This is a genomic window from Pseudoalteromonas 'SMAR' (assembly GCF_048515945.1).
In the GTDB taxonomy this organism is placed as follows: Bacteria; Pseudomonadota; Gammaproteobacteria; order Enterobacterales; family Alteromonadaceae; genus Pseudoalteromonas.
In genome coordinates this window covers 21060-45883 of the sequence record NZ_JBLWMW010000008.1, presented here as the reverse complement: position 1 = coordinate 45883, position 24824 = coordinate 21060, and the positions used below count along the sequence as shown (strand labels likewise).

Annotated in this window: 22 protein-coding genes; 17 read left to right on the top strand and 5 right to left on the bottom strand. The window is 46.3% G+C overall.

Going from position 1 to position 24824, the window contains the following annotated elements; all coding sequences use genetic code 11:
• Positions 1 to 13 precede the first annotated feature (13 nt).
• The 12 genes from ACNKW2_RS05570 to ACNKW2_RS05515 all read left to right on the top strand — a co-directional run bounded on the left by ACNKW2_RS05570 (position 14) and on the right by ACNKW2_RS05515 (position 13272).
• Positions 14 to 898 carry a cation diffusion facilitator family transporter gene (locus ACNKW2_RS05570; RefSeq protein ID WP_419147659.1) on the top strand — a complete coding sequence of 295 codons (885 nt, stop codon included), beginning with the start codon at positions 14 to 16 and terminating at the stop codon, positions 896 to 898.
• A 105-nt stretch (positions 899 to 1003) separates the two neighbouring features.
• Positions 1004 to 2362 (top strand): AlkA N-terminal domain-containing protein, encoded by a 1359-nt coding sequence (locus ACNKW2_RS05565; protein ID WP_419147697.1) that lies wholly within the window; start codon positions 1004 to 1006, stop codon positions 2360 to 2362.
• Positions 2359 to 2823: a methylated-DNA--[protein]-cysteine S-methyltransferase gene (locus ACNKW2_RS05560; RefSeq protein ID WP_419147658.1), complete on the top strand. Its 465-nt coding sequence runs from the start codon at positions 2359 to 2361 to the stop codon at positions 2821 to 2823. Before ACNKW2_RS05565 ends, ACNKW2_RS05560 begins: the two co-directional genes overlap by 4 nt.
• A 34-nt stretch (positions 2824 to 2857) precedes the next feature.
• Positions 2858 to 3622, top strand: coding sequence for a substrate-binding periplasmic protein (locus ACNKW2_RS05555; RefSeq protein ID WP_419147657.1), 765 nt, complete (start codon positions 2858 to 2860; stop codon positions 3620 to 3622).
• A gap of 56 nt (positions 3623 to 3678) precedes the next feature.
• Positions 3679 to 4257 (top strand): thymidine kinase, encoded by a 579-nt coding sequence (locus tag ACNKW2_RS05550; protein WP_336565122.1) that lies wholly within the window; start codon positions 3679 to 3681, stop codon positions 4255 to 4257.
• A gap of 125 nt (positions 4258 to 4382) precedes the next feature.
• Entirely contained in the window at positions 4383 to 5774 is a 1392-nt protein-coding gene (locus tag ACNKW2_RS05545) for an ATP-binding protein (RefSeq protein WP_419147656.1), read from the top strand.
• 253 nt (positions 5775 to 6027) lie between these two features.
• On the top strand, positions 6028 to 7284 hold the full coding sequence (locus tag ACNKW2_RS05540) for an efflux RND transporter periplasmic adaptor subunit (protein WP_419147655.1): 1257 nt from the start codon (positions 6028 to 6030) through the stop codon (positions 7282 to 7284).
• 17 nt (positions 7285 to 7301) lie between these two features.
• Positions 7302 to 8018 (top strand): ABC transporter ATP-binding protein, encoded by a 717-nt coding sequence (locus tag ACNKW2_RS05535; protein ID WP_419147654.1) that lies wholly within the window; start codon positions 7302 to 7304, stop codon positions 8016 to 8018.
• Between the two features lie 3 nt (positions 8019 to 8021).
• Positions 8022 to 9335 carry an ABC transporter permease gene (locus ACNKW2_RS05530; protein WP_419147653.1) on the top strand — a complete coding sequence of 438 codons (1314 nt, stop codon included), beginning with the start codon at positions 8022 to 8024 and terminating at the stop codon, positions 9333 to 9335.
• A 10-nt stretch (positions 9336 to 9345) separates the two neighbouring features.
• Positions 9346 to 10548, top strand: coding sequence for an ABC transporter permease (locus ACNKW2_RS05525; RefSeq protein ID WP_419147696.1), 1203 nt, complete (start codon positions 9346 to 9348; stop codon positions 10546 to 10548).
• A gap of 64 nt (positions 10549 to 10612) precedes the next feature.
• On the top strand, positions 10613 to 11953 hold the full coding sequence (locus ACNKW2_RS05520) for a sigma-54-dependent transcriptional regulator (RefSeq protein WP_419147695.1): 1341 nt from the start codon (positions 10613 to 10615) through the stop codon (positions 11951 to 11953).
• 8 nt (positions 11954 to 11961) lie between these two features.
• Positions 11962 to 13272 carry a sensor histidine kinase gene (locus ACNKW2_RS05515; protein WP_419147652.1) on the top strand — a complete coding sequence of 437 codons (1311 nt, stop codon included), beginning with the start codon at positions 11962 to 11964 and terminating at the stop codon, positions 13270 to 13272.
• A 36-nt stretch (positions 13273 to 13308) separates the two neighbouring features.
• Here the strand turns inward: ACNKW2_RS05515 and ACNKW2_RS05510 are convergent, their stop codons facing one another.
• The 5 genes from ACNKW2_RS05510 to ACNKW2_RS05490 all read right to left on the bottom strand — a co-directional run bounded on the left by ACNKW2_RS05510 (position 13309) and on the right by ACNKW2_RS05490 (position 17243).
• On the bottom strand, positions 13309 to 13953 hold the full coding sequence (locus tag ACNKW2_RS05510; RefSeq protein ID WP_419147651.1) for a 2OG-Fe(II) oxygenase: 645 nt from the start codon (positions 13951 to 13953) through the stop codon (positions 13309 to 13311).
• Between the two features lie 69 nt (positions 13954 to 14022).
• Complete coding sequence (locus ACNKW2_RS05505; protein ID WP_419147650.1) at positions 14023 to 14496, bottom strand: low molecular weight protein-tyrosine-phosphatase; 474 nt, start codon at positions 14494 to 14496, stop codon at positions 14023 to 14025.
• A gap of 102 nt (positions 14497 to 14598) precedes the next feature.
• On the bottom strand, positions 14599 to 15699 hold the full coding sequence (locus tag ACNKW2_RS05500; RefSeq protein ID WP_419147694.1) for a globin domain-containing protein: 1101 nt from the start codon (positions 15697 to 15699) through the stop codon (positions 14599 to 14601).
• A 101-nt stretch (positions 15700 to 15800) separates the two neighbouring features.
• On the bottom strand, positions 15801 to 17018 hold the full coding sequence (locus ACNKW2_RS05495; RefSeq protein WP_419147649.1) for an NnrS family protein: 1218 nt from the start codon (positions 17016 to 17018) through the stop codon (positions 15801 to 15803).
• Positions 17019 to 17243, bottom strand: a complete 225-nt coding sequence (locus ACNKW2_RS05490) for a hypothetical protein (protein ID WP_419147648.1) — start codon at positions 17241 to 17243, stop codon at positions 17019 to 17021.
• Positions 17244 to 17399: 156 nt separating this feature from the next.
• Here ACNKW2_RS05490 and norR point away from each other — a divergent pair, with 156 nt between their 5' ends.
• The 5 genes from norR (at position 17400) to ACNKW2_RS05465 (ending at position 24760) form a co-directional block, all read left to right on the top strand.
• Positions 17400 to 18962 (top strand): nitric oxide reductase transcriptional regulator NorR, encoded by a 1563-nt coding sequence (norR, locus tag ACNKW2_RS05485; protein ID WP_419147647.1) that lies wholly within the window; start codon positions 17400 to 17402, stop codon positions 18960 to 18962.
• A gap of 180 nt (positions 18963 to 19142) precedes the next feature.
• Positions 19143 to 19613 (top strand): bacterioferritin, encoded by a 471-nt coding sequence (gene bfr, locus ACNKW2_RS05480; RefSeq protein ID WP_419147646.1) that lies wholly within the window; start codon positions 19143 to 19145, stop codon positions 19611 to 19613.
• Between the two features lie 3 nt (positions 19614 to 19616).
• Positions 19617 to 20102, top strand: coding sequence for a bacterioferritin (gene bfr / locus ACNKW2_RS05475; protein WP_419147645.1), 486 nt, complete (start codon positions 19617 to 19619; stop codon positions 20100 to 20102).
• A 132-nt stretch (positions 20103 to 20234) separates the two neighbouring features.
• On the top strand, positions 20235 to 21464 hold the full coding sequence (locus ACNKW2_RS05470; RefSeq protein ID WP_419147644.1) for an ABC transporter substrate-binding protein: 1230 nt from the start codon (positions 20235 to 20237) through the stop codon (positions 21462 to 21464).
• Entirely contained in the window at positions 21461 to 24760 is a 3300-nt protein-coding gene (locus ACNKW2_RS05465; RefSeq protein WP_419147643.1) for a response regulator, read from the top strand. Before ACNKW2_RS05470 ends, ACNKW2_RS05465 begins: the two co-directional genes overlap by 4 nt.
• Positions 24761 to 24824: the final 64 nt, after the last annotated feature.

Below are 24824 nucleotides of genomic sequence, written 5' to 3'. Positions count from 1 at the left end.
CGCGGGAGTGGTAATGACACATTCACACCATCACCATCATGGTAATCACTTGGGCTGGGCTGTATTGGTTAATGTTTTACTCAGTGTGGCGCAAGTAATTGGTGGCGTACTTTCTGGTAGTTTGTCTTTGGTGGCAGATGCCTTACATAACTTAAGTGATGCCGGGGCATTGGTTATCGCTTTAGTGGCGCAAAAAATTGCTAAAAAACCGGCTTCAATGCAATTAACTTACGGCTATCAGCGCGCTGAAATAATAGGAGCTTTGCTTAACAGTGCTTCGTTAATTATTATAGGCTTTTATTTGCTCAGCGAAGCCATTGCGCGTTTCATTAACCCCGAGCCCATTAATGGTTGGATTGTTGTGTGGCTAGCAGGCTTAGCACTGGTAGTCGATGTCATCACCGCGCTTATTACCTACGCCGCCGGCGCTAAAACCAGTCTCAATATCCGCGCCGCCTTTATTCATAATGTATCGGATGCTGCGGCGTCGGTTGGGGTGATCATTGCCGGTACTCTGATCATCTTATATCAGTGGTATGTGGTTGACTTAATTGCCACTGTGATTATATCTGGATACGTCATTTACCATGGTCTGGCGCTGAGCAAGAGCAGCATTGCCATCCTGATGCAGGCCACGCCTGATAACGTCGATATTAAAGCCTTGAAAGCGTTTATTGAACAACATGACAACGTCGAAGCGGTGCATCACCTTCATGCTTGGCAGCTCAATGAGCACGATTGCATTTTAGAAGCGCAGGTAAAGGTAAAAAACAGTCCGTCGCAAGCAACATTGAATGCGATTAAGTTGGGGCTAGAGCAACAGTTTGATTTAACCCACACCACCATTGAGTTATCACAAACCCTAAGCGAGCCCGATAACTGTGTCAGCGTGAATTAACCATCAATAGCTTTGACAAAGAAGTACTATTCAGTGCCAAAAGTGGCTAGTATGTATTACTGATGCTGTTTAAGCTTACGGCAACAGCAACTGAGAGTAAGAATGATGTATTCAGCTAAAACCTGCTCACAAGCCAGGCATAGCCGTGATGCTAGGTTCGATGGCCTATTTTTTGTCGCAGTCAAAAGCACAGGGATCTACTGTCGTCCTATTTGTCCAGCTCCGGCGGCCAAAGAGCAAAACGTCGAATATTACCGTTATGCCCATAATGCGGCGCAAGCGGGTTTCCGCCCTTGTATTCGCTGTCGCCCAGACAGTGCCCCTGGCAGTTATGCATGGTTAGGTAACGAAACTACCGCGGTAAGGGCACAAAAGCTCATTGATGAAGGTGCCTTACTAACAGACTCTACTGTCGATTTAGCAGCACGCTTAGGGATCTCGACTCGGTACTTAAATAAGGTATTTGCCCAATACCTAGGCACCAGCCCAAAACAATACGCTTTATACCAACAGTGCGATTTGGCCAAGCAGTTGCTGCAACAAAGTAATTTAGACATCACCACGGTGGCATTTGCTGCCGGATTTAACTCGGTGAGGCGCTTTAATGATGCGTTTTTAAAAGCCTATCAACTGAGCCCCAGTCAACTGCGAAAAAACACTACGGCGGAAACTAGCATCACTGTCTACGTGTATTATCGTCCGCCCTATAATTGGCAAAGTATGCATCGCTTTTTAAGTAGCCGGATCATTGCCGGATTGGAGTGGCTCGGTGACAACAGCTATGGCCGCACTGTGACGCTCGGGGGCAGCAAAGGCCAATTTACTGCAACTATAGAGCCAAGCCAGCACCGCTTCAAAGTAGCGGTAGAAATAGCTGACGTCAGGCAATTATATCGTCTATTGGCACAGATCCGCCGAGTGCTGGATGTCAGTGCCGATACCGAGTTTATTGAGGCTCATCTGCACCGTGCTGCGCCATCGCTGCCGTTACAACAAGGCCTTAGACTGCCGGGAATATGGCATGAGTTTGAAGCCGGAATACGGGCTATTTTAGGGCAGCAGATAAGTGTCACTGCAGCAAAGAATTTACTCACCACGTTTATTCATGAGCTCGGCGAGCAAGACGGTCGGGGTCATTACTTTTTCCCAAGCCCTGCTGCCATTGCCGCCAGTGATCTTGCCTTTTTTAAAATGCCACAGCGACGCAAAGATGCCCTGCGAGCCTTTGCCAGCTATTACCAAGACGTTGAGCACCAACCGCTTGATACTTGGCTGGATATTAAAGGCGTTGGGCCTTGGACCGTTGACTACGCCAAAATGCGTGGTCTTAGCCACCCTGATATTTACCTAGGTGGTGATTTGGGGGTGAAAAAGGCCATGGCGCAATCCTCCGAGGGGATTGATATTAATGCCTGTGCGCCATTTCGCTCGTACTTAACCTTTCAACTATGGCAACAACTATGAATCTCGAAACCTCGTTAGACTCACCCACTGGTCAGTGGATTATTCAGGCTTCCGAGCTGGGGGTAAGTTATGTGGGCTTTTATCCCAAACAGCGCTACCCTCAGGGGGAAAATACGCATTTACTGGCCGCTCAGCAGCAACTAAGTGAGTACTTTAGCGGCGCTCGTCGTCAATTTGACTTATCCTTTGATGTAAGTGGCACCCCATTTCAACAGCAAGTGTGGCGCTTGCTTGCTTGCATTCCCTTTGGCGAGACCCAAAGTTATGGCTGGATTGCTCAGCAATTGGGTAAGCCCAAAGCAGTGCGCGCGGTGGGGGCGGCTAATGGTAAAAATCCGCTCAGTATCGTGATACCTTGTCATCGCGTGATTGGGGCCAATGGCAAATTAACCGGTTATGCCGGTGGATTAGCCGCGAAACAGTGGTTATTACAGCACGAGGGGGCAAGTTGGTGTGAATAGGTTATACTGACTATAACCTAACTGAGGAGGTTGCGTGCGCTATTTGTTGGTCACATTATGGTTAGCTGTTTGCGTCCCTGTTCAGGCCGGCACCCTGGTTCGCTTTTGTTATGAAGACAAAGACGCACCGCCTTTTATTCATGGTGCGGGACTAAAGGTCCCGGCAAGCAACCCAGGTCTCAGTATTGAGTTAGTGCAAACTATCGACGCTTTGGTACCCGAAGTTAAGTTTGAGTATGTCCGCAAGCCATGGAATCGTTGCCTACATGAGTTACAACAAGGTAAGGTGGATGCGGTTTTGGCCAGCTATCGCCAAGAGCGGGAATCATTTATGACTTACCCAAAAAATAGCGACGGCAGTTTGGCAGAGCAATACGCAGTAAATCGCATCGGCAGTTGCCTATTGCAACACAAGCAAAATGTTGCGCCACTCAACGTCAATAAGAGGTTGCGCCTAGCCATTCCTCGTGGCTATGCCGTCAAGGGCTTGTTACCCAGCAATTATTCTATATTAGATACTGATTCATTACCCCAAGCAATACGGTTAGTGGAACAAGGTTTATTGGATGCTACGGTTGGTTTATGCCAAATAGGCAACATGGCTATTGAGCTTGCGCCAGCGTTTGCACAGCTCAAAGCGGTTTATCCGCCGTTAGAGGTGAGCTATGGTTTCGTTAGCTTTTCGCGGCAGTTTTATGGTCAATATCAGGACGCAAGCAGGCTGATTTGGCAAGCCAGCCTGCAAATCGATTTAGATCAAATGTATCAAGCCTATTTATTGCAGCAATCTTCGCCGTAGACCTTTTACTGGATTGCCAGTAAACTGACGCGAAATTTTTTACGCAATGAATCACTATGGCTCAGCTCTACTTTTACTACTCAGCAATGAACGCTGGAAAATCAACCACTTTATTACAGTCCGCCTTCAATTACAGAGAGCGCGGTATGCAGCCCTTTATTATTACCGCAGCGATAGATAACCGCGCCGGAGTGGGCAAAGTGGCCTCACGGATTGGTCTTGAAGCAGAAGCCCATGTGTTTGATGCACAAACGGATGTTAAAGCTATGCTGGCCGCTCAGCATACGCAAAGTAAGCTTGATTGCGTATTAGTGGATGAATGTCAGTTTTTAACCAAGGCACAAGTGGAGCAATTAACGGACATCGTTGATGAACTTAAAATACCAGTACTGTGCTATGGACTGCGCACGGACTTTCGCGGCGAACTGTTCGAAGGGTCACAATACTTGTTGGCTTGGGCCGATAAACTCATTGAATTAAAAACCGTGTGTCATTGTGGTCGTAAAGCGAACCGAGTACTGCGAACCGATGAGCGTGGTAATGCGATTGCCAGTGGCGATCAAGTGGTTATCGGAGGCAATGATAAGTACGTCTCTTTATGCCGCAAACATTACAAAGCAGCATTAACACAATAACTTCTTTTGGCGCATGAAAAAGTCTTAGGCTAGCGTGCAAAACCTACAATAATTGCCTTACTAAGTTTGGTAAATCCATGCTTATGTACCATGCTTAGAGCAGTATTGATAGGAGCCTCATTGCTATGAATCAACCGCTGTCTTTTCTGCGCCCAAGCGAGCCTCAAGAGGCCGAGCCCAAATCCAATGTGCCGCCATGGGTTGTGTTAGTGGTCGATGACGACCCTGAAATTCATGGGGTCACTAAATTGGTGCTCGCCGGCTACCGATTTGAGTTGCGGCCATTGCAGCTTTTACATGCCTACAGTAAAGCTGAGGCCATTGAGATGATGTCTGCACGCGAGGACATTGCTCTAATATTGCTCGACGTCATTATGGAAACCGAAGAGGCGGGCCTTGAGTGCGTGCAATACATCAGAGAGCAGCTCGGCAACAGCAAAGTCCGCATTGTATTGAGAACGGGTCAGCCTGGCAGTATTCCAGAGCATGAACTGATGCTGCGCTATGACATCAATGACTATAAACATAAAACCGATCTCACCAAGTCGCGCTTATTCACTACCTTAACCAGTTCTTTGCGATCGTATAAAGATATTTTGCGGCTGCAGTCACTGAGCCAAGAACTCAGCGCACTGAACGATGGCCTGGAACAAAAAGTGAAGCAACGTACGCACGAGCTAGAGTCTTCCAACCAAGCCTTGCGCGACGCCTATCAACGTATAGAACAACAGCAACAAGCCTTAATCCAGTCAGAAAAGCTCGCTTCGGTGGGGCAACTTGCGGCGGGGGTGGCCCATGAAATAAACAATCCGTTGGGCTACTTAAAAGGCAATTTAGAATTTGTCCAAGGCACTTTGGTTAAGTTGTCTAAGGCATGGCAACAAATGGCTAATGAGCCAAGCTTAACGCCAGAGTGCACCGCTGCGTTGGCGCAGTTAGAGCAAAGTTATCAATTAAACTGGGCGCTCAGTGAAAGCGACGACGTAATGGCGGAAATGCACACTGGCCTAGACCGGATCCAAGCCATTGTTAAAGAGCTGAGCGTGTTTTTTGAGACCAACCAAACGCAATTTCAACAGGTGGATTTTGCCAGTCAAGTGTTGGATGCAGCACTGATGAACTTACAGCTTGCCGGAGTGGACCCTACGCTTATCAAGCGTAATGAGATTCAGCCGCTCGAGATCACGTGTGCCCCGGCGTTGTTAGAGCACGCCATTTTTTGTTTACTACAAAATGCCCTAGAGAGCTTTGGCCGCCAGCGTCAAGCCGTAGAGCTGCACACCGCGGTTACTAACAATAGCTTACAGATCACCATTAGCGACCGTGGTGCGGGGATTGCCAATGACGATATCCACCGTATCTTTGACCCCTTCTTTACCACCAAAGCCTCAGGGAATCATGCCGGCTTAGGATTAACTGTGGCCACTAATATTGTTAAAGCACACGGTGGTGATTTACATATTCGCTCAAGCTTAGGTGAAGGCACCACAGCGGTGCTTGAAATACCAATAAGTTAACGCACAGCTATCAAACTGTACGCAGCGGACAGAAAAACTGTCCGCGGACACTTTACCTCTTACCTTAAATTATAAAAACCAAATTAAATCAGGAGGTTAAAAGTTGGCATGAAGCTGGTATCTGTTTATCCCAGATGAACGAATTGCAGGATACTAACATGCTGACACTGATTTTTTTCCTTTCCCCAAGTGTGGTCCTTATGGTGGCCGCGGTATTTGAGCTGTTTGCTTTTTACAGCGGAGGTAAAACACTGTGATAAAAGATACCAGTTCGCAAGATACTCCAGTAGCACAGCACACAGGCAAGCGGCGCATTTTAGTCTGGCTAATTATCAGCATGAGTGCGGCATTGTTGCTCGCTTATGTGTGGTTAAATGAACATGGAGCGACAAATTCGGTGGCTAAGGAGCGTATACAAATTGCAGAGGTAGCCAGTGGCAGCTTTACCAGAGACATAGCCGCAACCGGTATTATTGTTGCTGCCAATGCCCCACAAATATACAGCCCTGAGAGTGGCTATGTTTCCCTTAAAGTGAAAGCGGGTGACAGCGTCACTAAAGGCCAAGTGCTGGCGACGGTTGATAGTCCCGCACTGACTAACCGTTTACAACAAGAGCAAGCGGAACTAGAGCGCTTAAAAGGGGTATTGGAGGGGAAAAAGTTGGATGTCAGAAGGCAAAACCTGACCCTCAATCGCACTTTAGAGCTGGCAAAAGTGGAGCTTTTAGCAGCACAGCGAGAAGACCGCCGAGCACAGCTCTCCATTGCCAAAAACCTCATCAGTCAAATCGACTTAGAGGAAGCACAGGATGATTTAGCTCGGGCTAAATTGAATTATGCCCATGCCGAGCAAGAAGTGGCTCTGGGTAAAGACACCTTGGCTTTTGAGCTTAAATCAGTGGCGAACCAGCTTGAGCGGCAACAGCTTATTGTTGCGGAATTACAACGCAAGGTAGCCAGCTTAAATGTGGTGGCACCGGTGTCGGCGATTGTGGGCAATTTATTGGTTGAGCATAAAGCCTCGGTTTCGGCTAACGAAGGTTTGATGAAGCTGGTGGATTTAAGTGCTTATGAGGCAGAGCTACAGGTACCTGAAAGTTACGCCCAAGAATTAGGGTTGGGCATGACGGTTGAACTGAAAATAGGCAACGACACCATTGCTGGACGTTTATCGGCTATTTCACCGGAGGTGAATAATCGCGAAGTCACTACCCGAGTTCGGTTTTCAGATCAGCAGGTCTCAGGGATACGACAAAACCAGCGGTTATCGGCACGAATTTTATTGGAGCACAAAGACAACACCCTGAAAGTCAGACGTGGGGCCTTTATGAATGCCGGTGGGCACGTTGCTTATAAGCTCGAGGGCGAAGTGGCAAAACGGGTAGAAATCACCACTGGAACCAGCAGTATCAGTGAAGTAGAAATCATTGCGGGGCTACAGCCTGGCGATCAAATTATTATCAGTAACTACGATGACTTTGAGCGTGCTCCTCGTATTTTATTAAGATAAAAATAAGTGAGAACAATATGTTAGAAATGAATAATGTGGGCAAAGTCTATCAAACAGAAATGGTGCAAACCCATGCCTTAAAAGGCTTTAATTTACAGGTAAATGAAGGCGAGTTTATTGCCGTAACCGGGCCATCTGGCTCTGGCAAAACCACGTTTCTGAACATCGCCGGCATGTTGGAAAACTACAGCAGTGGCCGTTACCTGCTTGATGGCATTGATGTTGGTAAACTCAATGACAATCAACGTGCAGACCTAAGAAACCAAAAAATTGGCTTTATCTTTCAAGGTTTTAACCTTATTCCTGATTTAAACTTATACGAGAACGTAGAAGTGCCATTGCGATACCGTGGTATTAAGGCTGCCGAGCGTAAGCGCCGTATTGAACGCTGCCTGGAACAAGTGGGATTGGCCGGCCGTGCTAAACATCTGCCGCAGCAGCTTTCAGGAGGCCAGCAACAGCGTGTGGCCATTGCTCGAGCATTGGCTGGCGAACCGCGCTTTTTACTTGCGGATGAGCCCACTGGTAATCTCGACAGCCTCATGGCACGGCAAGTGATGGAATTGCTTGAGCAAATTAATCGCGATGGCGCCACCATTGTGATGGTGACGCACGACCCTGAGCTTGCTCGTCGAACACCACGAAATATTCAGATTGTGGATGGTCAAGTAGCGGACTTTACCTTGTACCAAGGGAGTCCTAACAGCGAACAAGCCGCGCCAATAGGAGCCTAAATCATGTTTAGCCATTATCTCGATTTAGCTTGGCGCAGTCTCAAAGCAACGCCTTTGGCGACCGCACTAATGACGCTGGCGATTGCCATTGGCATTGGTGTCACTATGGTGAGCTTATCGGTTTATCATATGATGTCTGCGGATCCCATTCCCAGTAAGAGCAGTCAATTACATGCAGTACAACTACAGACCATGGATGAGGGCAATACTTATCACACCTCCGATGATATTCCCTACCAGCTGACCTTTCAGGATGCCAGCAACCTGTATCAAAATTTAGAGGTTGATAACAAAGTCGCCATGTTCAAGTCGGGCTTTGCTATTCATATCAATGACCCTAAAGTGACGCCTTTATTGCAAGAAACGCGACTCACCACCAGAGAGTTTTTCAATATGTTTGCTTTGCAGTTTTTACACGGTGGTGCTTGGAGCCAAGAGCAAGCTGAAAACATCGCCCCAGTGGTGGTGATAGATGAAACCATTGCCCAAAAGTTGTTTGCGCGTACCGACGTTGTTGGTGAGAACATTTACCTGGCTCAGCAGCGCTATCAAGTGGTGGGAGTGACAAAAGAGTGGCAGCCCACAGTAAAAATGTACGACCTCAATAATGGTGCTTTTGATTATGCTGAGCGGATTTTTATTCCATTTAGTCATGCCGGCGCTTATGAAATTGATACTTGGGGCAACACCAATGGCTGGAAACGTGAAGATATTCAAAATTACAAGGATAAGATGAATTCTGAGTTGCTGTGGACGCAATTTTGGGTAGAGCTGAGCAGTGACAACGAAAAACAAGCAATACAGACCCAGTTAAGCAACTACATTGGAGGGCAACAAGCATTAGGCCGATTTAACAGTGAGGCCCCTAAAGCGGTTCTGCGTAACGTCAATGAGTGGTTAAGCTACAATGCCGTGGTCAGTGAAGACAACAAGGTGATGATAGGGTTGAGCTTTATGTTTTTGGCCGTGTGTTTAGCCAATATTCTCGGCTTATTGCTAGCAAAGTTCTTGAAAAGAGCGCCAGATGTTGGGGTACGCCGTGCCCTTGGCGCTAGTAAAGTGCAAGTATTTTATCAGCACCTTGTTGAAGTGGCCGTACTCGGTTTAATTGGCGGTGTAGTTGGTATAGCGCTGGCACAATTGGGGCTTTGGGGGATCCGGGCTACCAATCACCTGTACCAAAGCATTGCCACAATGGATCTGAGTATGCTCTTAGCAGCGCCCATGATTGCCATTACAACCTGCATCATTGCAGGCCTTTACCCGGCTTATGTGGTGTGCAGAACATCCCCGGCCAGTTATTTAAAAGTGCAATAAGGAGTGAATGATGTTGGAACTAAAACCGATTTTTAATGCTTTGTTGCGCGCTAAAGTAGGTGCCATATTGGCGATTTTACAACTGGCCTTGACCTTGGCGATTGTCAGCAATTCGCTGTCGATAGTCAGTGAGCGGGTAAGCTATTTAAACAAACCAACAGGTTATCCAGAAGAGGCCATTTTTAAGCTTAACACCTTATCGTTCGAACAGGACTACGATGCCAACCAACAACTGATCGCCGATGAGCAAACTTTAAAGCGCATACCCGGAGTTATTGACGCCGTTGCCGTTAGTTCTGTTCCCTTGTCTGGCGGCGGCAGCAATTCGATGTTTAGCCTTTCACCTGATGAAAACAGCAAAAAAATCCATGCAGGGCATCTTTATGCCAATAAACAAGTCATTGATACCATGGGCGTAAAACTGATCGCGGGTCGTAACTTTTCTGCAGATGATGTTTTGATCACCAATGAATATGCTGAGCAACCCGATGTGGTGATCGTTAGCAAAGCATTTGCAGATGAGCTATTTGGTAAGGGCAAAGGGCTCGGAGAAACCGTTTATTTTGCCGGTGAACCGACAAAAGTGATAGGGATAGTTGAGCGCATGACGAATGCTTGGCCGCGCAGCAGTAATGCCGATCGTCTTATTGTCTTCCCAATGGTAAACGCAGGACCATTTCAGATGTTTATAGTCAGAACCGAACCTGAAAAGCGCGCAGAGGTGATGAAGCAAGTAGAGGCCACATTATTACGCGAAAACCCCAATCGCGTGGTAACCGATATAAAAGGGCTGGATGAGAAAAAAGCCCGCTACAATGCCAAGGACCTGCTGATGCTTAGAATGTTAATTGTGCTTATCACCGCACTGGTGGTGGTGACGGCGCTTGGGATCTTTGGCTTGACGCAATTTAATATTAGCAAAAGGACCAAGCAAATTGGCACTCGCCGTGCGCTTGGGGCCAGAAAGTCAGCTATTGTGCGATATTTTATTGTTGAAAACACCATGGTGTGCTTGGTGGGTCTAGTGATAGGTAGTGTGGCGACTTTTTATTTGGGGCAGCAATTGATGCGCTTATATTCCGTTCCGGCGTTAGAGGTTGGTTATGTCTTGGTCACCGCAGTGGGCTTGATATTGTTGACCTTGTTGGCGGCGTACTTCCCGGCAAGAAAAGCGGCGGATATTTCGCCCAGTATTGCGACCCGAAGTGTCTAATTGGTGTATATTGCTGTGCTAGAATCCTACTATTGCACAGCAATGGATATAAAAATAAATAATGATGGATAAAATTTTACTGGTTGATGATAACCCTGCGGTGCTCGATTCATTATCACTGCTGTTGGAGTTACATGACTTTCAGGTGGTGACCGCGGCGTCGCCGCTTGAGGCCATCAAAGTAGTGTCTTATCAAGACATTGCTTTGGTGATCCAAGACATGAACTTTTCTGCTGATACTACGTCGGGGGAAGAGGGCATTGGTTTATTTCATCAACTCAAAGCCATTAATGGCGGTTTACCGATCATCTTGCTCACTGCGTGGACGGAGCTGGAAACCGCAGTTGAGTTAGTCAAAGCCGGGGCGGCCGATTATTTGGCAAAACCATGGGATGATACCAAGCTCATCACCAGTGTGACTAACTTAGTGGCGCTTGGGAAAGCACAGCAACGGCTTGCCACTTTGCAGCAAAAAGAACAAGAGCGTAAGGCATTTAGCCAAGCCGCTCAGTTGTGTGGTGTGATCTATGAAAGTGCTGCGATGCAGCGGCTCATTGATATGGCACTGCAAGTGGCCAAGTCGGATGTGTCGGTGTTGATCACCGGGCCGAACGGCAGTGGTAAGGAAAAAATCGCAGAAATCGTACAAGCGAACTCCGCGCTTGCTGAGCAGGCTTTTGTTAAGGTTAATGCCGGCGCATTGCCCAGTGATCTGTTAGAAGCTGAGTTGTTTGGTGCCGAAAGTGGGGCTTACACAGGGGCTAACAAACAGCGCATTGGTCGCTTTGAAGCAGCAGATAATGGCACCTTGTTTTTAGATGAAATTGGTAATTTACCTTTGTCTGGCCAAACCAAGTTATTGCGTGTTTTACAAAGTGGCGAATTTGAACGCTTAGGTTCCGTGCAAACACAACGGGTGAAAGTCAGAATGATCTCGGCGACCAATGCCGACTTAGCGTCCGACATTGCGGCAGGGCGTTTTCGTGAAGACCTATACTATCGCTTAAATGTGATTGAATTAGCGGTGCCCCCTTTGTCGCAGCGTCGCGATGATATCCTGCCTTTAGTTCAGTACTTTTTGCCACAACATACCATCAGCGCCGAGGCCCGCAAGATGTTGCTAGAGTACACTTGGCCTGGCAATGTCAGAGAACTTGAAAATGCCTGTAAACGGGCCGCGGTACTAAATCCAAATGGTGAGCTTAGTAGTCACGATTTTGGCATAGACAACAGCGAACGCCTGTCGGTGAAGACCAATACTGCAGTCAGTATAGAGCCCAGCAAGGCGGAAATTGAGGCCGCACTGCGCACTCACATGGGCGTTATTGCTAAGGTTGCCAGGCAGTTTAATATGAGTCGTCAAGCCTTGTATCGGCGGCTGCAAAAATTTGGCATAGAGTATTAAGGTGAGTCATGTTGTCATTTAAACACAATGCAGCCATCCTCGCCATGAGTGTGTTCAGTGCTTTTATTCCAGCTTGGTTTTTATTGCCAGAACCCATGTGGGTGGCAGTGACAGCCGTGATTGTCTTTGTCTGTGCTTTGGTAATGCAAATGCTGCTGTTACGCTCACGCAGAGCCGCATGGCAAGCTCTAGAAGTTGGCTTACTAAATTTTAAAGACGGGGAATTTACTACCGCTATCCACTATCAAGCTGACAATGAACTGGGCCAGCTTTGTCAGCTATTTAATGATACTGCAGCGCAATTAAGACAAGAAAAACAGTGGTTGTATCAACGTGAATTAATGCTAGATAAGGTGCTAGAAACGTCACCTCAAGTGCTGGTGTTAGTCGATTCTAATGATCGCGTGATATTTGCCAATAGCAGTGCTAAAACGTTTTTTAACCACCCACATCGCCTAGAAGGAGAGCGTTTTTCGGTATTGCTTGATGCACTGTCGAGCGAGCTAAAACAAGCAGCTAGCAAACGACTTGACGGCTTGTTTTCCATGGCAACAGCGGGCGGCGAGTCACATATGTGGCATCTGGCCAATGGTGAATTGCTACTCAATAATCACTACCATCACTTATATATTTTCAAACAATTCACACGAGAATTGAGCCGCCAAGAAGTGCAGGTGTGGAAAAAAGTTATCCGTATCATTAGTCATGAACTGAATAACTCTTTGGGGCCTATTTCGTCCATGTTGCACAGTGGCCAAATTCTCTCTGAGCGCTTGGCTGAGCCAAAATTAAGCCGAGTATTTGCCACCATTGAAGAGCGTATTAAACATCTCAGTGAATTCGTTCAAGGTTATGGCAAGTTTGCCAAGCTGCCGTCGCCGAAGTTGCAGACCGTCAATTTTCATAAGCTTTGCAATGATTTACAGCAGCAGTGGTCGTTTCGCTGTGAATTACAGCAGCAACAACTTTTGGCAGATGAAACCCAAATTGAGCAATTGCTGATTAACTTAATTAAAAATGCCGTTGAATCAGGCTCTGCAGCCCAAGATATAGCTATTAAAACAAAGCAACAAGGGAACCAAGTGATCATTCATGTGATGGACCGCGGCGAAGGGATGAGCGATGCGGTGATGGCCAATGCACTGATCCCATTTTATTCCACCAAGTCCAGCGGCACGGGTTTAGGCTTGGCGCTGTGTCGTGAGATAGTGGAAGCCCATCACGGTCAAATTAGTTTGTTTAATCGCAAAGATAAGGGCTTGTGTGTTGAGGTGCGGTTACCCAACCAGAGTAATGCACCTGACAAAGTAAGCGCTTAAGGTATTACAAAACAAACTTCAGTAGTCTTGCGCGAGCTACTTAGGTGGATCAATTGCATGATTAATACTGGTGTTGAGTCGAAACCAGCCGGCAATCGAGTAACGTTTTTGATTGGCAACCAGTACTTCATGGGGAAACTCATCACTGAGAAAGGTCACCAAAGTGCCATAATTAGGCACTACTTTGGTGTAAACCTGTTGCTGGTCTTGTGGCTGATACACCACCAATTCGCCGCCATTGTCAGCCGACCAGTCTTGATTTAAATACAGTACAGTAGTGAGAATGCGATTCGCTTTACCTTTAAAGGCATCTAAGTGCTTTTTATAAAAAGCGCCTGGAGGATAAACGGCGAAGTGGCTCTCATAGCTAAATAATCCCATAAACAAGCGGCGATTCAGAAAGATTTTGAGTTCATCCATGTAATTCAGCCAAGCCGCCTCTAGTTCATGATTGCTGTCCAGCCAGTGAATTTTATCACGGCGGATTTTAGCATTGGTTTCATGCTCTTGAAGTCGGCCTATGCCCGCTTGCTTTAAATCGTCTTGGCTTAAGTTGGTGATCCTTTGACTTAATTTAGACAGGATATGGGCTGGGACCAAGTTGGTTTGGATACTGATCCCGTCGCGCTGAATGTCTTGTGCCAGCTGTTCAAAGGGGAATTCGATGTCTAAATTTAGCAATGTTTTGAGCCTCTATTTTAGTTGAGACTCTTTTACAGTTAAACCCTTTGATTATCCAACAAGTTAATTTTACCTTGTCGATAAGCGGATTTTGTCGATGATGACGTCACTGGCTGCCTCAATTAAATCAAGCACCTGTTCAAAGCCATGCTCGCCGCCATAGTAGGGATCTGGTACCTCAGTTTGGTCTGCTTCACCATAGTCTAAAAACAACTTAATTTTGTGTTGATATTGCTTTGGGCATTGCGCCATTAAGTCTTGGTAATTGGCCTTATCGGCACACAGCAGCAAATCAAACTCAGTAAAGTCGCTGGGCTTCACAGGTTGCGCTTGCATGGCGCTAAAATCGTAACCGCGAGCTTCTCCGGCAGCCACACTGCGGGGGTCTGGCGGGTTGCCTTGGTGGTAGCTAATGGTGCCAGCTGATTCAACACGAACAGTTAACCCTGCCTGAGCAAGGCGTTTTTTTAATATCGCTTCCATGGTCGGTGAGCGGCATATATTGCCCATGCACACCACTAAAATCGCATTAATCTGACTCATACTGTGGTTTCCAAATAAATAAAATAACGGCCACTATAGTAACCATTTTTTATTGTGCGACAAAATACGCGACGGCAATGGCTGCCGCCGATAGAACACTAACTAGTTTGGCAGGTTTTCGTGGGGGCCGAATACTTCATAAAAAATTTGACTTGGGTTGACGCCAAGGGCCAGAAGCTGTGCCTTAATTTCAGCCATAAAGCCAACCGGACCACATAAGTAAAATTCACCCTGTTGCAGTGGTAAGCGATGCTGCATTGAACTTAATGCCATTGTGCCTTGGATAGCATTGGCGCCACCAGATTCCAGCCAATACTGGTATTGAAACTGGCTAATTTGCTTTCCAGCGGCAAGGATTTCATCATCAAAGCCTAGTTCTTCAGCAGTGCGGTTAGCGTGAAGAAACACCGCTGGTATATCGGTGAGTTGTGTTTTATGTGTGGCCAGCATACTCAGCATCGGCGTGATCCCAACGCCAGCACTAATATACACTTTAGCTTTGCTGTTAAGGTTGAGGGTAAAATCGCCCGCTGGTGCTGAAAGGGAGAGACGAGCACCAGGTTCTAGGGTATGAAGGTATTGCGAAACTTGACCATCGCGCTTTACCGAAATACGCAGATATTCATGCTGCGCGGCTGCAGATAAAGAGTACTGACGAATTTGCTGCAAGCCGGCGATCTCTTTGGGCACAAACACAGAGACAAACTGACCTGGTGCGAAATTGGGCAAAGCACCCTCGTCGCTGGGTTTGAGATAAAAGCTTTTTACCGATGGGGTGTGGTTAACCACCTCCATCAGGGTAAATTCACGTTGACCTTGCCAGCCCCCTGTTTGCTTCGCAAAAGTCTCTGATAAGCCGTGTTCCGCGCTAATAAAAAGGTCCGCCAAGTACTGGTAAGCCGCTTGCCACGCTTGCTCGATGTCATGACTAAATTGTTCGCCAAACTCAGCTTTAAGCGTAGCGATTAAATGATGACCAACAATGGTATAGTGCTCAGGTGCGATCCCCAAACTAACATGTTTGTGATTGATCCGAGTGATCGCGGTTTTTAGTGTCTCGGGCTCATCAATATAATGTGCATACGCCGCCAGCGCGGAAAATAAAGCCAAGGGTTGTTTGCCCGATTGTTGATGAGATTGGTTAAAAACTCCTTTGAGCTCGGGGTGATGGAAAAACAGACGGCGATAAAACTGCTGTGTGATTTAAGGGCCCACTTGGGCAAGCAGAGGGGCACTTTGTTTTACCAAAGCAATGGTGTTATTTGAAAGCATTTATCTCTCCAGATAATAATAGATAAGTAAACTTAACCGACATGTCCATCAATGCGTTTTTGCAGCAGCATTGGGGCGTAGGTGTAAAGAAATAAGGCAAAACCAAGAACCCAAACTAGGGCGCTTAAAAGCCAGCTCAGGTGAGGGCTGATAAAATGCCCAAGTAAGGCTCGAAGCAAGCCCGATGTAGCAATACAGCTATAAGCGACAGTAGTGACAAAGCCCGTCTCTAGGGCGCGGCCGGTATGGCCGAGAGTAACTCGTGACATCATCGCCAAAATCATCAATCCCATGCCAGTAATGGCAACAAGGTGAAGGTGACTTTTTACATGCTCGCTGGCCCAGCTGTTGCTATACGCAAGAAGTAATAAACCCAGAGCGACAGTCAGGTAAGATAAATACAACGACCATAATAACGGCACCTTGATGAGTTTGCGGTTAAACCAATCACAGGCTCTTTTCAGGTGTAATAGCGCTAAAATGGCTAACACAGTACTGAGAATAAAATGAGGTGCGCCTTTCATTTGCCAGAGGTAACTTGGTAAAGCCGCTAGGGCGACGATAAAAATACTGCGGTCAAGGCGCAGTGAGCGAGGAGCTTGTGGTGTATTCGTCCCCCGAGCAATAAAGAAAGGAATAACCCGGCCGCCAACCACGCCAATTAACAATAGGTAAGCCATTAAACTCGATTGCGCGATATCACTGACTAATTGGTAGTCTTGGCTGCGCAATAAGATGAGAAACAGGGCATTACAGCTGCAAAGTAGGGCAGTAATAAAAATAAACACCCGATTATGGCGCGACTGGGCGGTAATAATGACGTGGCTTAAGTTGATGATCACCAGCAGCCAAAACAGCATTTGTAAGCCTAAGGTGAAAGTAAGCCCCAGATCATTAATAAAAAAACTCAAGCGAGCAGCGAGCCAGACGCAACATAGCAACAGCAATGCTTTGCCATTTAGAGTCTGTTGTTGTGTCCAGTTTTTGGCTGCGGTCAGTAAAAAGCCAGCGACTACGGCGGCGACTACCCCAAACAACATCTCATGGACATGCCAAAAGGTGGCAGGGTAAGGGGCATGCCAGCTGATGTTTCCTGTCAGTATTAGCGCCCATACGCTAATACTGACTACACTGAGGCTAGCTGCCAATAAGAATAGCGGCCGAAAAGCCAGCATAAAGAGGGGCCAAGTAGAAATAGAACGCCACTGAAAAACGCGCCGGTTTGGTTCTTGTAATTGCAGTAAGCTCACTTAGCGCACCTCCATACCTAGTTGATAGAGGCAAACACAGCGACTAACGTAAGCTAATTTCACTACCGCGGCGATGACAATCGTTGCGATATGAGCAGTTATTTGTACTTCAAGCTCATAGTGCTCAGCACTAAAGTAACTGATATGTATAGTAACAATAAACAGCAATAGCGATAAAACTAAGGTGATATTGCTGTATTTCAGTAGTTGTTTTAGACGACTCATGGCAATGTTCTCAGAGGAATAGATAACGAGATATTGCAGAGAATAGGCCAGTTTTTATATCTATAATAATCAATTAGTTAAGTATTTTATATTGAGTTTTATGTTAATATGACCTACCTTGATTGGGTCTATAATTTATAATTAGGTCAAAATGACATGAATGGGGTGGAGTTATCGAAATTATTAGAGCTCAGTACCACCTTGTCGGCTCAGCTTCATTGTTATGAGGGGGAGGACGTAAAGCCCTTTGCTGAGTTGTTACTGCACGCGCTAGCGAACTGTATTGATTCTGATGCTGTTGCGGTGCTACAAGGCAATGAACATGCACTGGCGATTGTTGCTTGTCATGGCTTGAGCTCAGATGCCATTGGCCGTGAGTTTAGGTTATCTGAACAACCGCGTTTGGCGGCCATCGCTCGCGCTCAAGGAATGTGTCACTTTGCCGCAGACAGTGAGTTACCAGACCCTTATGACGGTCTGTTGTTGGCGGCATCGGATAGATTACCGGTTCATGCCTGTATGGGCTTTAGTGTGGTGGCAGACAACGCCATTTTAGCCGTCACCTTTGATAGTTTACAGCCGCAGCATTTTGCCGCCTACTCAAGGGTGTTCTTACAAACCCTACAGCACATTGTGGAGCATGCCAGTAAGCAGCTTATTCAGCTCATTACACTGAAACAGCAATTGCGCTCAAATACAGCGCAACGACCACACAATAGCGTTAAACAGCAGCGTTTAATTGGCGAGAGTGCGGTCATGTTGGCGTTGAAAAATGAAATAGCCATGGTGGCCGACTCTGAATTTAACGTATTGATCCAAGGTGATACAGGAACAGGTAAAGAGTTGGTAGCCAAGCGGGTGCATGAACTGTCACAACGTGCCAGTTCTCCTTTTGTGCAGGTAAATTGCGCCGCATTGCCCGACAGCATTGCTGAGAGTGAGCTGTTTGGTCATACCAAAGGGGCTTTTACTGGGGCTGATAAAGCCCGCCAAGGTAAATTTATGGCGGCAAACGGCGGCACCCTATTCCTCGATGAAGTGGGTGAGTTAAGCCTCAATCTGCAAAGTAAGTTACTCCGGGCTTTACAAGAGGGGGAGGTACAAGCGGTAGGATCTGATAAGGTGAATGTGGTTGATGTTAGAGTGGTTGCTGCCACTAACCGCGATCTGCAAAAAGCGGTGGCTGCAGGGAAGTTTCGTGCAGACTTGTTTCACCGCTTAAGTGTCTATCCATTGTTGTTGCCGACGTTATCTCAGCGCTTAGACGACGTGCCCTTGCTGGTGGGGTATTTTTTAGAACGCCTGCGTACCCGGCTCAACGTCAATCAGGTGGTGATGGCAAAAGCGGCGTTAAATCATTTGTTGCAGCATGATTGGCCGGGCAATGTCAGGGAGTTAGAGCACTACTTAAGCCGCGCGGCTTTAAAAGCCAAACACCAACAATGGCAAGCGGACATTATCGAGATCCAGCAGCAACACCTTGAACCCTTTGTCGCTGCAACCGCCAGTACAGCAGAGAAACCACAGAGTATTGCGCTCAGTCCCCAAAGCTCCATGAAAGCTGCCGTTGAGCAGTTACAAAAGCAACTTATTAGCCAAACTATGCAAAGCCATCACTGCAACTGGTCTGCTGCAGCAAGAGCGTTACAAATGGATCGGGCAAACCTAGTGAGGCTGGCTAAACGCTTAGGCATTGACGTAAAAAAGCAGCTACAGTAGCGAGTTAGGCTCAGGCTTTTAAAGGGAACCCTAAATGTAATAAAAATTGTTCTTAATACTCTTATAAGTTGTTTATTTTAAAAGAGTATATTAAGAAAACTGTTATTTTTATTTATTCTTGCGAAGCGCCAATAATGAACTAGGGTTAAGTGGCGTCATTAGAAATCTTTAGGGGGCCCTATGCAGGGTAACAAGCAAGTGATCACAGCACTGAACCAAGTGCTAACGCTAGAGCTAACGTCGATTAATCAGTTCTTCTTGCACGCCAGAATGTATAAAAACTGGGGCTTAGAAGAGCTTAACGAAAAAGCCTATAAAAAATCCATCAAGGACATGAAGCAAGCCGATGACTTAATTGAGCGCATCTTATTTCTCGAAGGTCTTCCCAATTTACAACACCTTGAAAAACTGCGCATTGGTGAACACACCGAAGAAATGATGGCATGCGACTTGGCCTTCGAGTTGGATCAACTACCGCAACTGCGCCAAGCCATTGCGCTTTGTGAAACCGAACAAGACTATGTCAGTCGCGACCTACTTGAGTCTATTTTAGAGTACGAAGAAGACTATGTAGATTGGCTGGAGACCCAACACTTCTTGATTAAGAACACTGGCATAGAAAACTATTTGCAGTCGCAAATTGAGGGGTAACGAATGCAAGGTAATAAAACCATTATCGATTTACTGAATAAACAACTGACCCTTGAGTTGTCGTCAATGGATCAATACTTAGCTCATGCCAAAATGTATGAAGACTGGGGGCTTGAAAAACTCCATCAAAAGCTTTCTCATGAATATGAAGAAGAGCTGGATCACGCTAAGCGCATTACAGAACGCATTTTGTTTTTAGAAGGCACTCCCGACACCGCTTCGCGAGCCGATATCCATATTGGTGAAGACGTAAAACAAATGCTGGAAAATGACTTGGCCGCAGAAATTGTGGTGAAAGACCATTTAAAGAAAGTCATTGCCGTGTGTGAGCAAGAGCAAGATTATGTTACCCGCGAGATGCTAGAGAGCTTGCTAGATGATACCGAAATGGACCATATTTATTGGTTAGAGCAACACTTAAATCTTATTAAACTCATTGGCTTACCGAATTATATTCAAAGCCAGCTAAACCACACACCAGCTGGTTAATCTTTGCCAAAAAGGTGGTTGTGTCAAGGCATTATCGACCACCTCTTTCACTTCGCTAATTGAAGCTAAAAATTAAGCAAAAACCTTATAAATCAACTACAGTTAAGCAAAAGTTTGCTTGGTATAGTTAACATGAAACGATTGTTGTTGTTGCTTTGTTTTTGCAGCCCTCTATTGGCTGCTCAGTCGCCTCCAAGCGTATTGCGAATTTATCACGATGCCGATTACTCTTCGCTAAGGGCATCGGCAGAGGCCATTCAAATGGGCTTTGTTACGGCTTTAGATGAAGTGAATAATCACGTTAATCAGGCGCAGCTGGAGGTGGTGATCCGCGATCATCGTGGAAACAGCAATCGCAGCTACTTAAATCTGAAGCAATTTTTAGACGACCCAACCGCATTGGCAGTGCTTGGGGGAGTGCACTCCCCTCCTTATATTAAATACCGCGACTTTATTAATGAAAATAACATTCTGCTGTTAGTACCTTGGGCCGCAGGGGGAGCCATTACGCGTTATCCCAGTGCCGATAACTGGGTATTTCGATTATCACTAGACGATACCCAAGTGGGTAAAGTACTGATTGATTACGCCCTCAATAATAACTGTCAGCATCCACACTTGTTATTGGAGCAAACGGCGTGGGGAGAGTCTAATTTTAAAACCCTTAATCATGCTTACAGTGAGCAAATGCCCAATAATATTTTGCCAGTAAGCTGGTTTAACTGGTCAATTAAAGGCAATCAAGCCAGTCAAATCGTCAACAGTATCAGCAATGGCCCGGCGCAATGCGTTATTTTTGTCGGCAATGCCATTGAAGGCGCTGAAATTGTTAAAGCCATGGCTGCACTGCCAGAAGACAAGCGTTTACCTATTATTAGCCATTGGGGGGTTACCGCAGGAAATTTACACCAACAAGTTGGTGAGTTGTTGCGCAATAAGGTGTCTTTGGCGGTAGTACAAAGTTGTTTTTCATTTCAAAGCTCTCCTTTATCTGAGCACGCAAAGGCGGTGTTTACTCGTGCCAAGCAGCTGTTTCCTGAGCGATTTGCCATTAATAACTTTATCGTCGCTGAGCCTGGGTTTGTGCATGGATACGACCTTGGAAAACTATTCATTAACGCATTGCAGCAGGTCGACTTACAAAAACCGATGAAAGAGATCCGCCAAGCGTTGAAAAATAAACTTGAGCAACTCGATACGCCGATAATAGGGTTAATTAAAACCTATCAAGCTCCGTTTACTCGCTGGTCACCAGAGCAGCAGTCTGCGCACGAGGCACTGGCGGCAAGCGACTTGTGTATGGGGCGTTTTCGAGCCGATGGCAGTATGGCATTGTCTCCTAGCTTTGAGGGGCGGCCTTGAAAAAAAATACGTTTTTATCCAGTAGCCGCGCCTTTTACAGTTTTTTACTATTGGCGTTGATAGCCTCGTTAACTTTAAGTGCCATATTCGTGGGTATGCGCGCAACTAGCTCTGCTGAGCGCCTGATAAGCGAAACCCATGCAGGTCAAGCTCAATTAGTGGCAAATAACCTGTCGCAGTTTTTAGTTAACCACAAACAAGTGTTAGTGGATTTGGCAAAGCATCCAACGGTTGTCAATGGCGTCATGGGCACTGAAATGTCAACGGCCAAATTGCAAGACTTCTTAGCGAACGTCAAGTTGATTGGTAAAGAGGAACCATTGCTGGTGATCAATGTGCTGGGCGATGTGGTGTTCAGTAGCTTCGAGAACGAGACAATCTTGCTAAACCAACCTACTTGGCTTAATAAAATCATAGCTGAGGAAATTCCCTATGCCATTGATTTACAATACAGTGAAACGGCCCAAAACTTTATTTTAGCTGTGCCCATTTATTATAATGGCTTTGCCGAAGGGGTACTAATTTCTCGCTTTTCTACTACGCTTTTGAGCCTTTTAAGCCTAGCTGCTGATGATGCAGAACAAGCAGTAACGATAGCAAACCGTTGGTTTTCTTACTCCAGTGTCAGCAATCCGCAGCAGTTTCAAGTTGTGACCACAAACAGGATTGCAGACTTAGGGCTGACGCTGGACTATCAGGTCCATAAACAACTTCTGGACGACAAAGTGGCGTCATTTGTGTGGAGTTTGATTGGCGCAATTTGCATTGGTTTGCTGTTATCGTTTGCAGTGCTGTACCTGTTTGGCCGGCAATTATTATTGAACCCGTTTAAAAAACTACAACTTTCTCAAGCCCAGTTACAACAAAATGAAGAGCGCTTCAAATTGGCGATGTATGGCAGTGATGATGGCTTGTGGGATTGGGATTTACAGCAGGGTACGGTGTTTTACTCCGACCGTTTCAAGTCCTTGTTGGGCTTTGAACAGCAAAATCAACATGCGTTTTCTCCTCACATTAATAGTTTACTCGAGCGAGTCCACCCCGAGGACATGGCGGCGTTGCAGCGCACTCTAGATTACCACATGAGCGAAGACGACCCCTTTGGTGTTGAATGCCGAATAAAAACATGGCAAAGCGGCTATCGGTATTATTGGCTTAAAGGAGCGGCTGCGTTATCCGCAGGCAGGGCCAGTCGCATTGTGGGCTCATTGTCAGATATTACTGAGCAAAAACTGCGGCAAGAAGCTTTAGTAAAGTCGATTGAACAAAGTGACTTGTTAGGGCAAGCCATTGAGTGTGCCAACGTTGGGATCACCATTGCGGATGCGCAAAAACCGGATCTACCGATTATCTTTATTAATAACACCTTTAAAAAAATAACAGGGTATGGCAATGAAATGCTTGGCCTTAATTGCCGTTTTTTACAAGGAGAAGAGACCGACCAAGCTGCGGTGGAAAAAATCCGTGCAGCCATTCAAGAGTGTAAAACGGTGAAAGTAGAGCTGCTTAATTATAAGCGCTCCGGTGAGCCATTCTGGAACAGCTTACAAGTGTCCCCTGTGTTCGATAAAAATAACCAGATTAAAGCGTATGTTGGGATCCAACAAGATATTACCGCGGCCATTGCTGCGCGAGATGAGTTACAAGAGGCCAAGCTGCAGGCTGAGCAAGCCTTGAAAGTAAAAAGTGAATTTCTCGCTGCCATGAGCCACGAGATCAGAACGCCAATGAATGGCGTAATAGGGATGTTGCATTTACTTCAAGATGAAGCCTTAACCACACATCAGCAGCATCGAGTTGGTTTGGCAATGAGCAGTGCCAATTCGTTGTTAAGTTTGATCAATGATATTTTAGATTTTTCTAAGATTGAGGCTGGTAAACTGCGACTTGAGGCACTGGATTTTAATCTTCGTGATTTACTTGAAGAAGTCACGGAGTCATTTGCGCTGGCCGCGCAAGATAAAAACCTTGAATTGATATTGGATTGCACGGCGCTGCAAGAGCCGATGGTCGTGGGCGATCCTAGCCGTATTCGTCAAGTGATAACGAATTTATTAGGTAATGCGGTGAAATTTACCCAGCAAGGTGAGATTGTTGTGCGTGCGTGGACTTCTCGCGTCGGCGACAAGGTGCAGTTGCATTGTAGCGTGTCAGACACCGGGATTGGCATTCCCAGCGACAAGCTTGATATGTTATTCAGGCGCTTTACCCAGGTTGATGCGTCAACAACGCGGCAATATGGTGGTACCGGCCTAGGCTTGGCTATTGTAAGGCAGCTGTGTGAATTGATGTCGGGGTCCAGTCATGTCGACAGTGAGCTGGGTAAAGGCAGTGAATTTCAGTTTCACATTCAATTAGAGCTTAGCCACAATGAGCTTGGCAATGTGGCCCATGATACGCTCTGCGGGATAGACATTCTGATTGTCGATAATAACCAAACCAGTTTGTCTAGCTTGCAAGCGCAACTAAGCCAATGGGGGGCCAACGTCACCATGGCTGCCACAGGTCGTGAAGCGTTATTTATGTGCGAACAGAGATATGAACAGTCGCAACCGTTATATCATATTGCTTTAATCAACATGGCATTGCCTAAAATGACGGGTGAGGAGCTTGGTAAACAGCTTAAGCAAGACCCACGTTTTGCCGCCATGAAATTAATCCTAATGACGGCGATGGGGGCCAGAGGCGATGGTAATTACTATGCCAAATTGGGCTTTTCAGGTTATTTCTCCAAGCCGGTTACCAGCAAAGATTTATTGGATGGTTTAGCTGTGTTAGCTGAAGACGGTGCCATATTAAAACAAGCCAAGCCCCTTATCACCAGCCACTATTTAAAGTTAATAAGGAGCTCTGACGAACGCCAAGAGCCTCTCCCTGATGCCCAGATTTTACTCGTAGAAGACAATAAAGTGAATCAAGTGGTTGCACAAAATATGTTGAAAAAAATGGGCTTAGAGCAATTGCACATTGTTGAGAACGGCCAGCAAGCATTAGAGTGCTTGCAACAGCAGCAAGCTCCAGCCTTTCAATTAGTGTTGATGGACTGCCAGATGCCACAAATGGATGGCTATGAAACCACTCGGTGCATACGCGCTGGAAAGGCAGGAAGCGCTTATGTACAGGTGCCTATTATTGCCATGACCGCCAATGCCATGGCTGGAGATAAAGAAAAGTGTCTTGCGGCAGGCATGGACGACTATTTAGCTAAGCCGCTAAACGCCGGACAATTACGTGAAAAGCTGGCGACTTGGTTGCAGCAGGTCACTGACAAGCAAACGGATATTGAAGTAGACTGAGTACGCAAAACTTACCAGTTTGGCATTGGTAGCGGATTGTGTTAAATTAACTGTATATTTAAAC

Coding starts and splice junctions, on each gene's coding strand:
- ACNKW2_RS05515 (WP_419147652.1), top strand. CDS start 11,962: ATGTTGTCATTTAAACACAATGCAGCCATCCTCGCCATGAGTGTGTTC.
- ACNKW2_RS05545 (WP_419147656.1), top strand. CDS start 4,383: ATGAATCAACCGCTGTCTTTTCTGCGCCCAAGCGAGCCTCAAGAGGCC.
- ACNKW2_RS05505 (WP_419147650.1), bottom strand. CDS start 14,496: ATGAGTCAGATTAATGCGATTTTAGTGGTGTGCATGGGCAATATATGC.
- ACNKW2_RS05535 (WP_419147654.1), top strand. CDS start 7,302: ATGTTAGAAATGAATAATGTGGGCAAAGTCTATCAAACAGAAATGGTG.
- ACNKW2_RS05570 (WP_419147659.1), top strand. CDS start 14: ATGACACATTCACACCATCACCATCATGGTAATCACTTGGGCTGGGCT.
- norR (WP_419147647.1), top strand. CDS start 17,400: ATGAATGGGGTGGAGTTATCGAAATTATTAGAGCTCAGTACCACCTTG.
- ACNKW2_RS05470 (WP_419147644.1), top strand. CDS start 20,235: ATGAAACGATTGTTGTTGTTGCTTTGTTTTTGCAGCCCTCTATTGGCT.
- ACNKW2_RS05490 (WP_419147648.1), bottom strand. CDS start 17,243: ATGAGTCGTCTAAAACAACTACTGAAATACAGCAATATCACCTTAGTT.
- ACNKW2_RS05560 (WP_419147658.1), top strand. CDS start 2,359: ATGAATCTCGAAACCTCGTTAGACTCACCCACTGGTCAGTGGATTATT.
- ACNKW2_RS05565 (WP_419147697.1), top strand. CDS start 1,004: ATGTATTCAGCTAAAACCTGCTCACAAGCCAGGCATAGCCGTGATGCT.
- ACNKW2_RS05550 (WP_336565122.1), top strand. CDS start 3,679: ATGGCTCAGCTCTACTTTTACTACTCAGCAATGAACGCTGGAAAATCA.
- bfr (WP_419147645.1), top strand. CDS start 19,617: ATGCAAGGTAATAAAACCATTATCGATTTACTGAATAAACAACTGACC.
- ACNKW2_RS05530 (WP_419147653.1), top strand. CDS start 8,022: ATGTTTAGCCATTATCTCGATTTAGCTTGGCGCAGTCTCAAAGCAACG.
- ACNKW2_RS05520 (WP_419147695.1), top strand. CDS start 10,613: ATGGATAAAATTTTACTGGTTGATGATAACCCTGCGGTGCTCGATTCA.
- bfr (WP_419147646.1), top strand. CDS start 19,143: ATGCAGGGTAACAAGCAAGTGATCACAGCACTGAACCAAGTGCTAACG.
- ACNKW2_RS05525 (WP_419147696.1), top strand. CDS start 9,346: ATGTTGGAACTAAAACCGATTTTTAATGCTTTGTTGCGCGCTAAAGTA.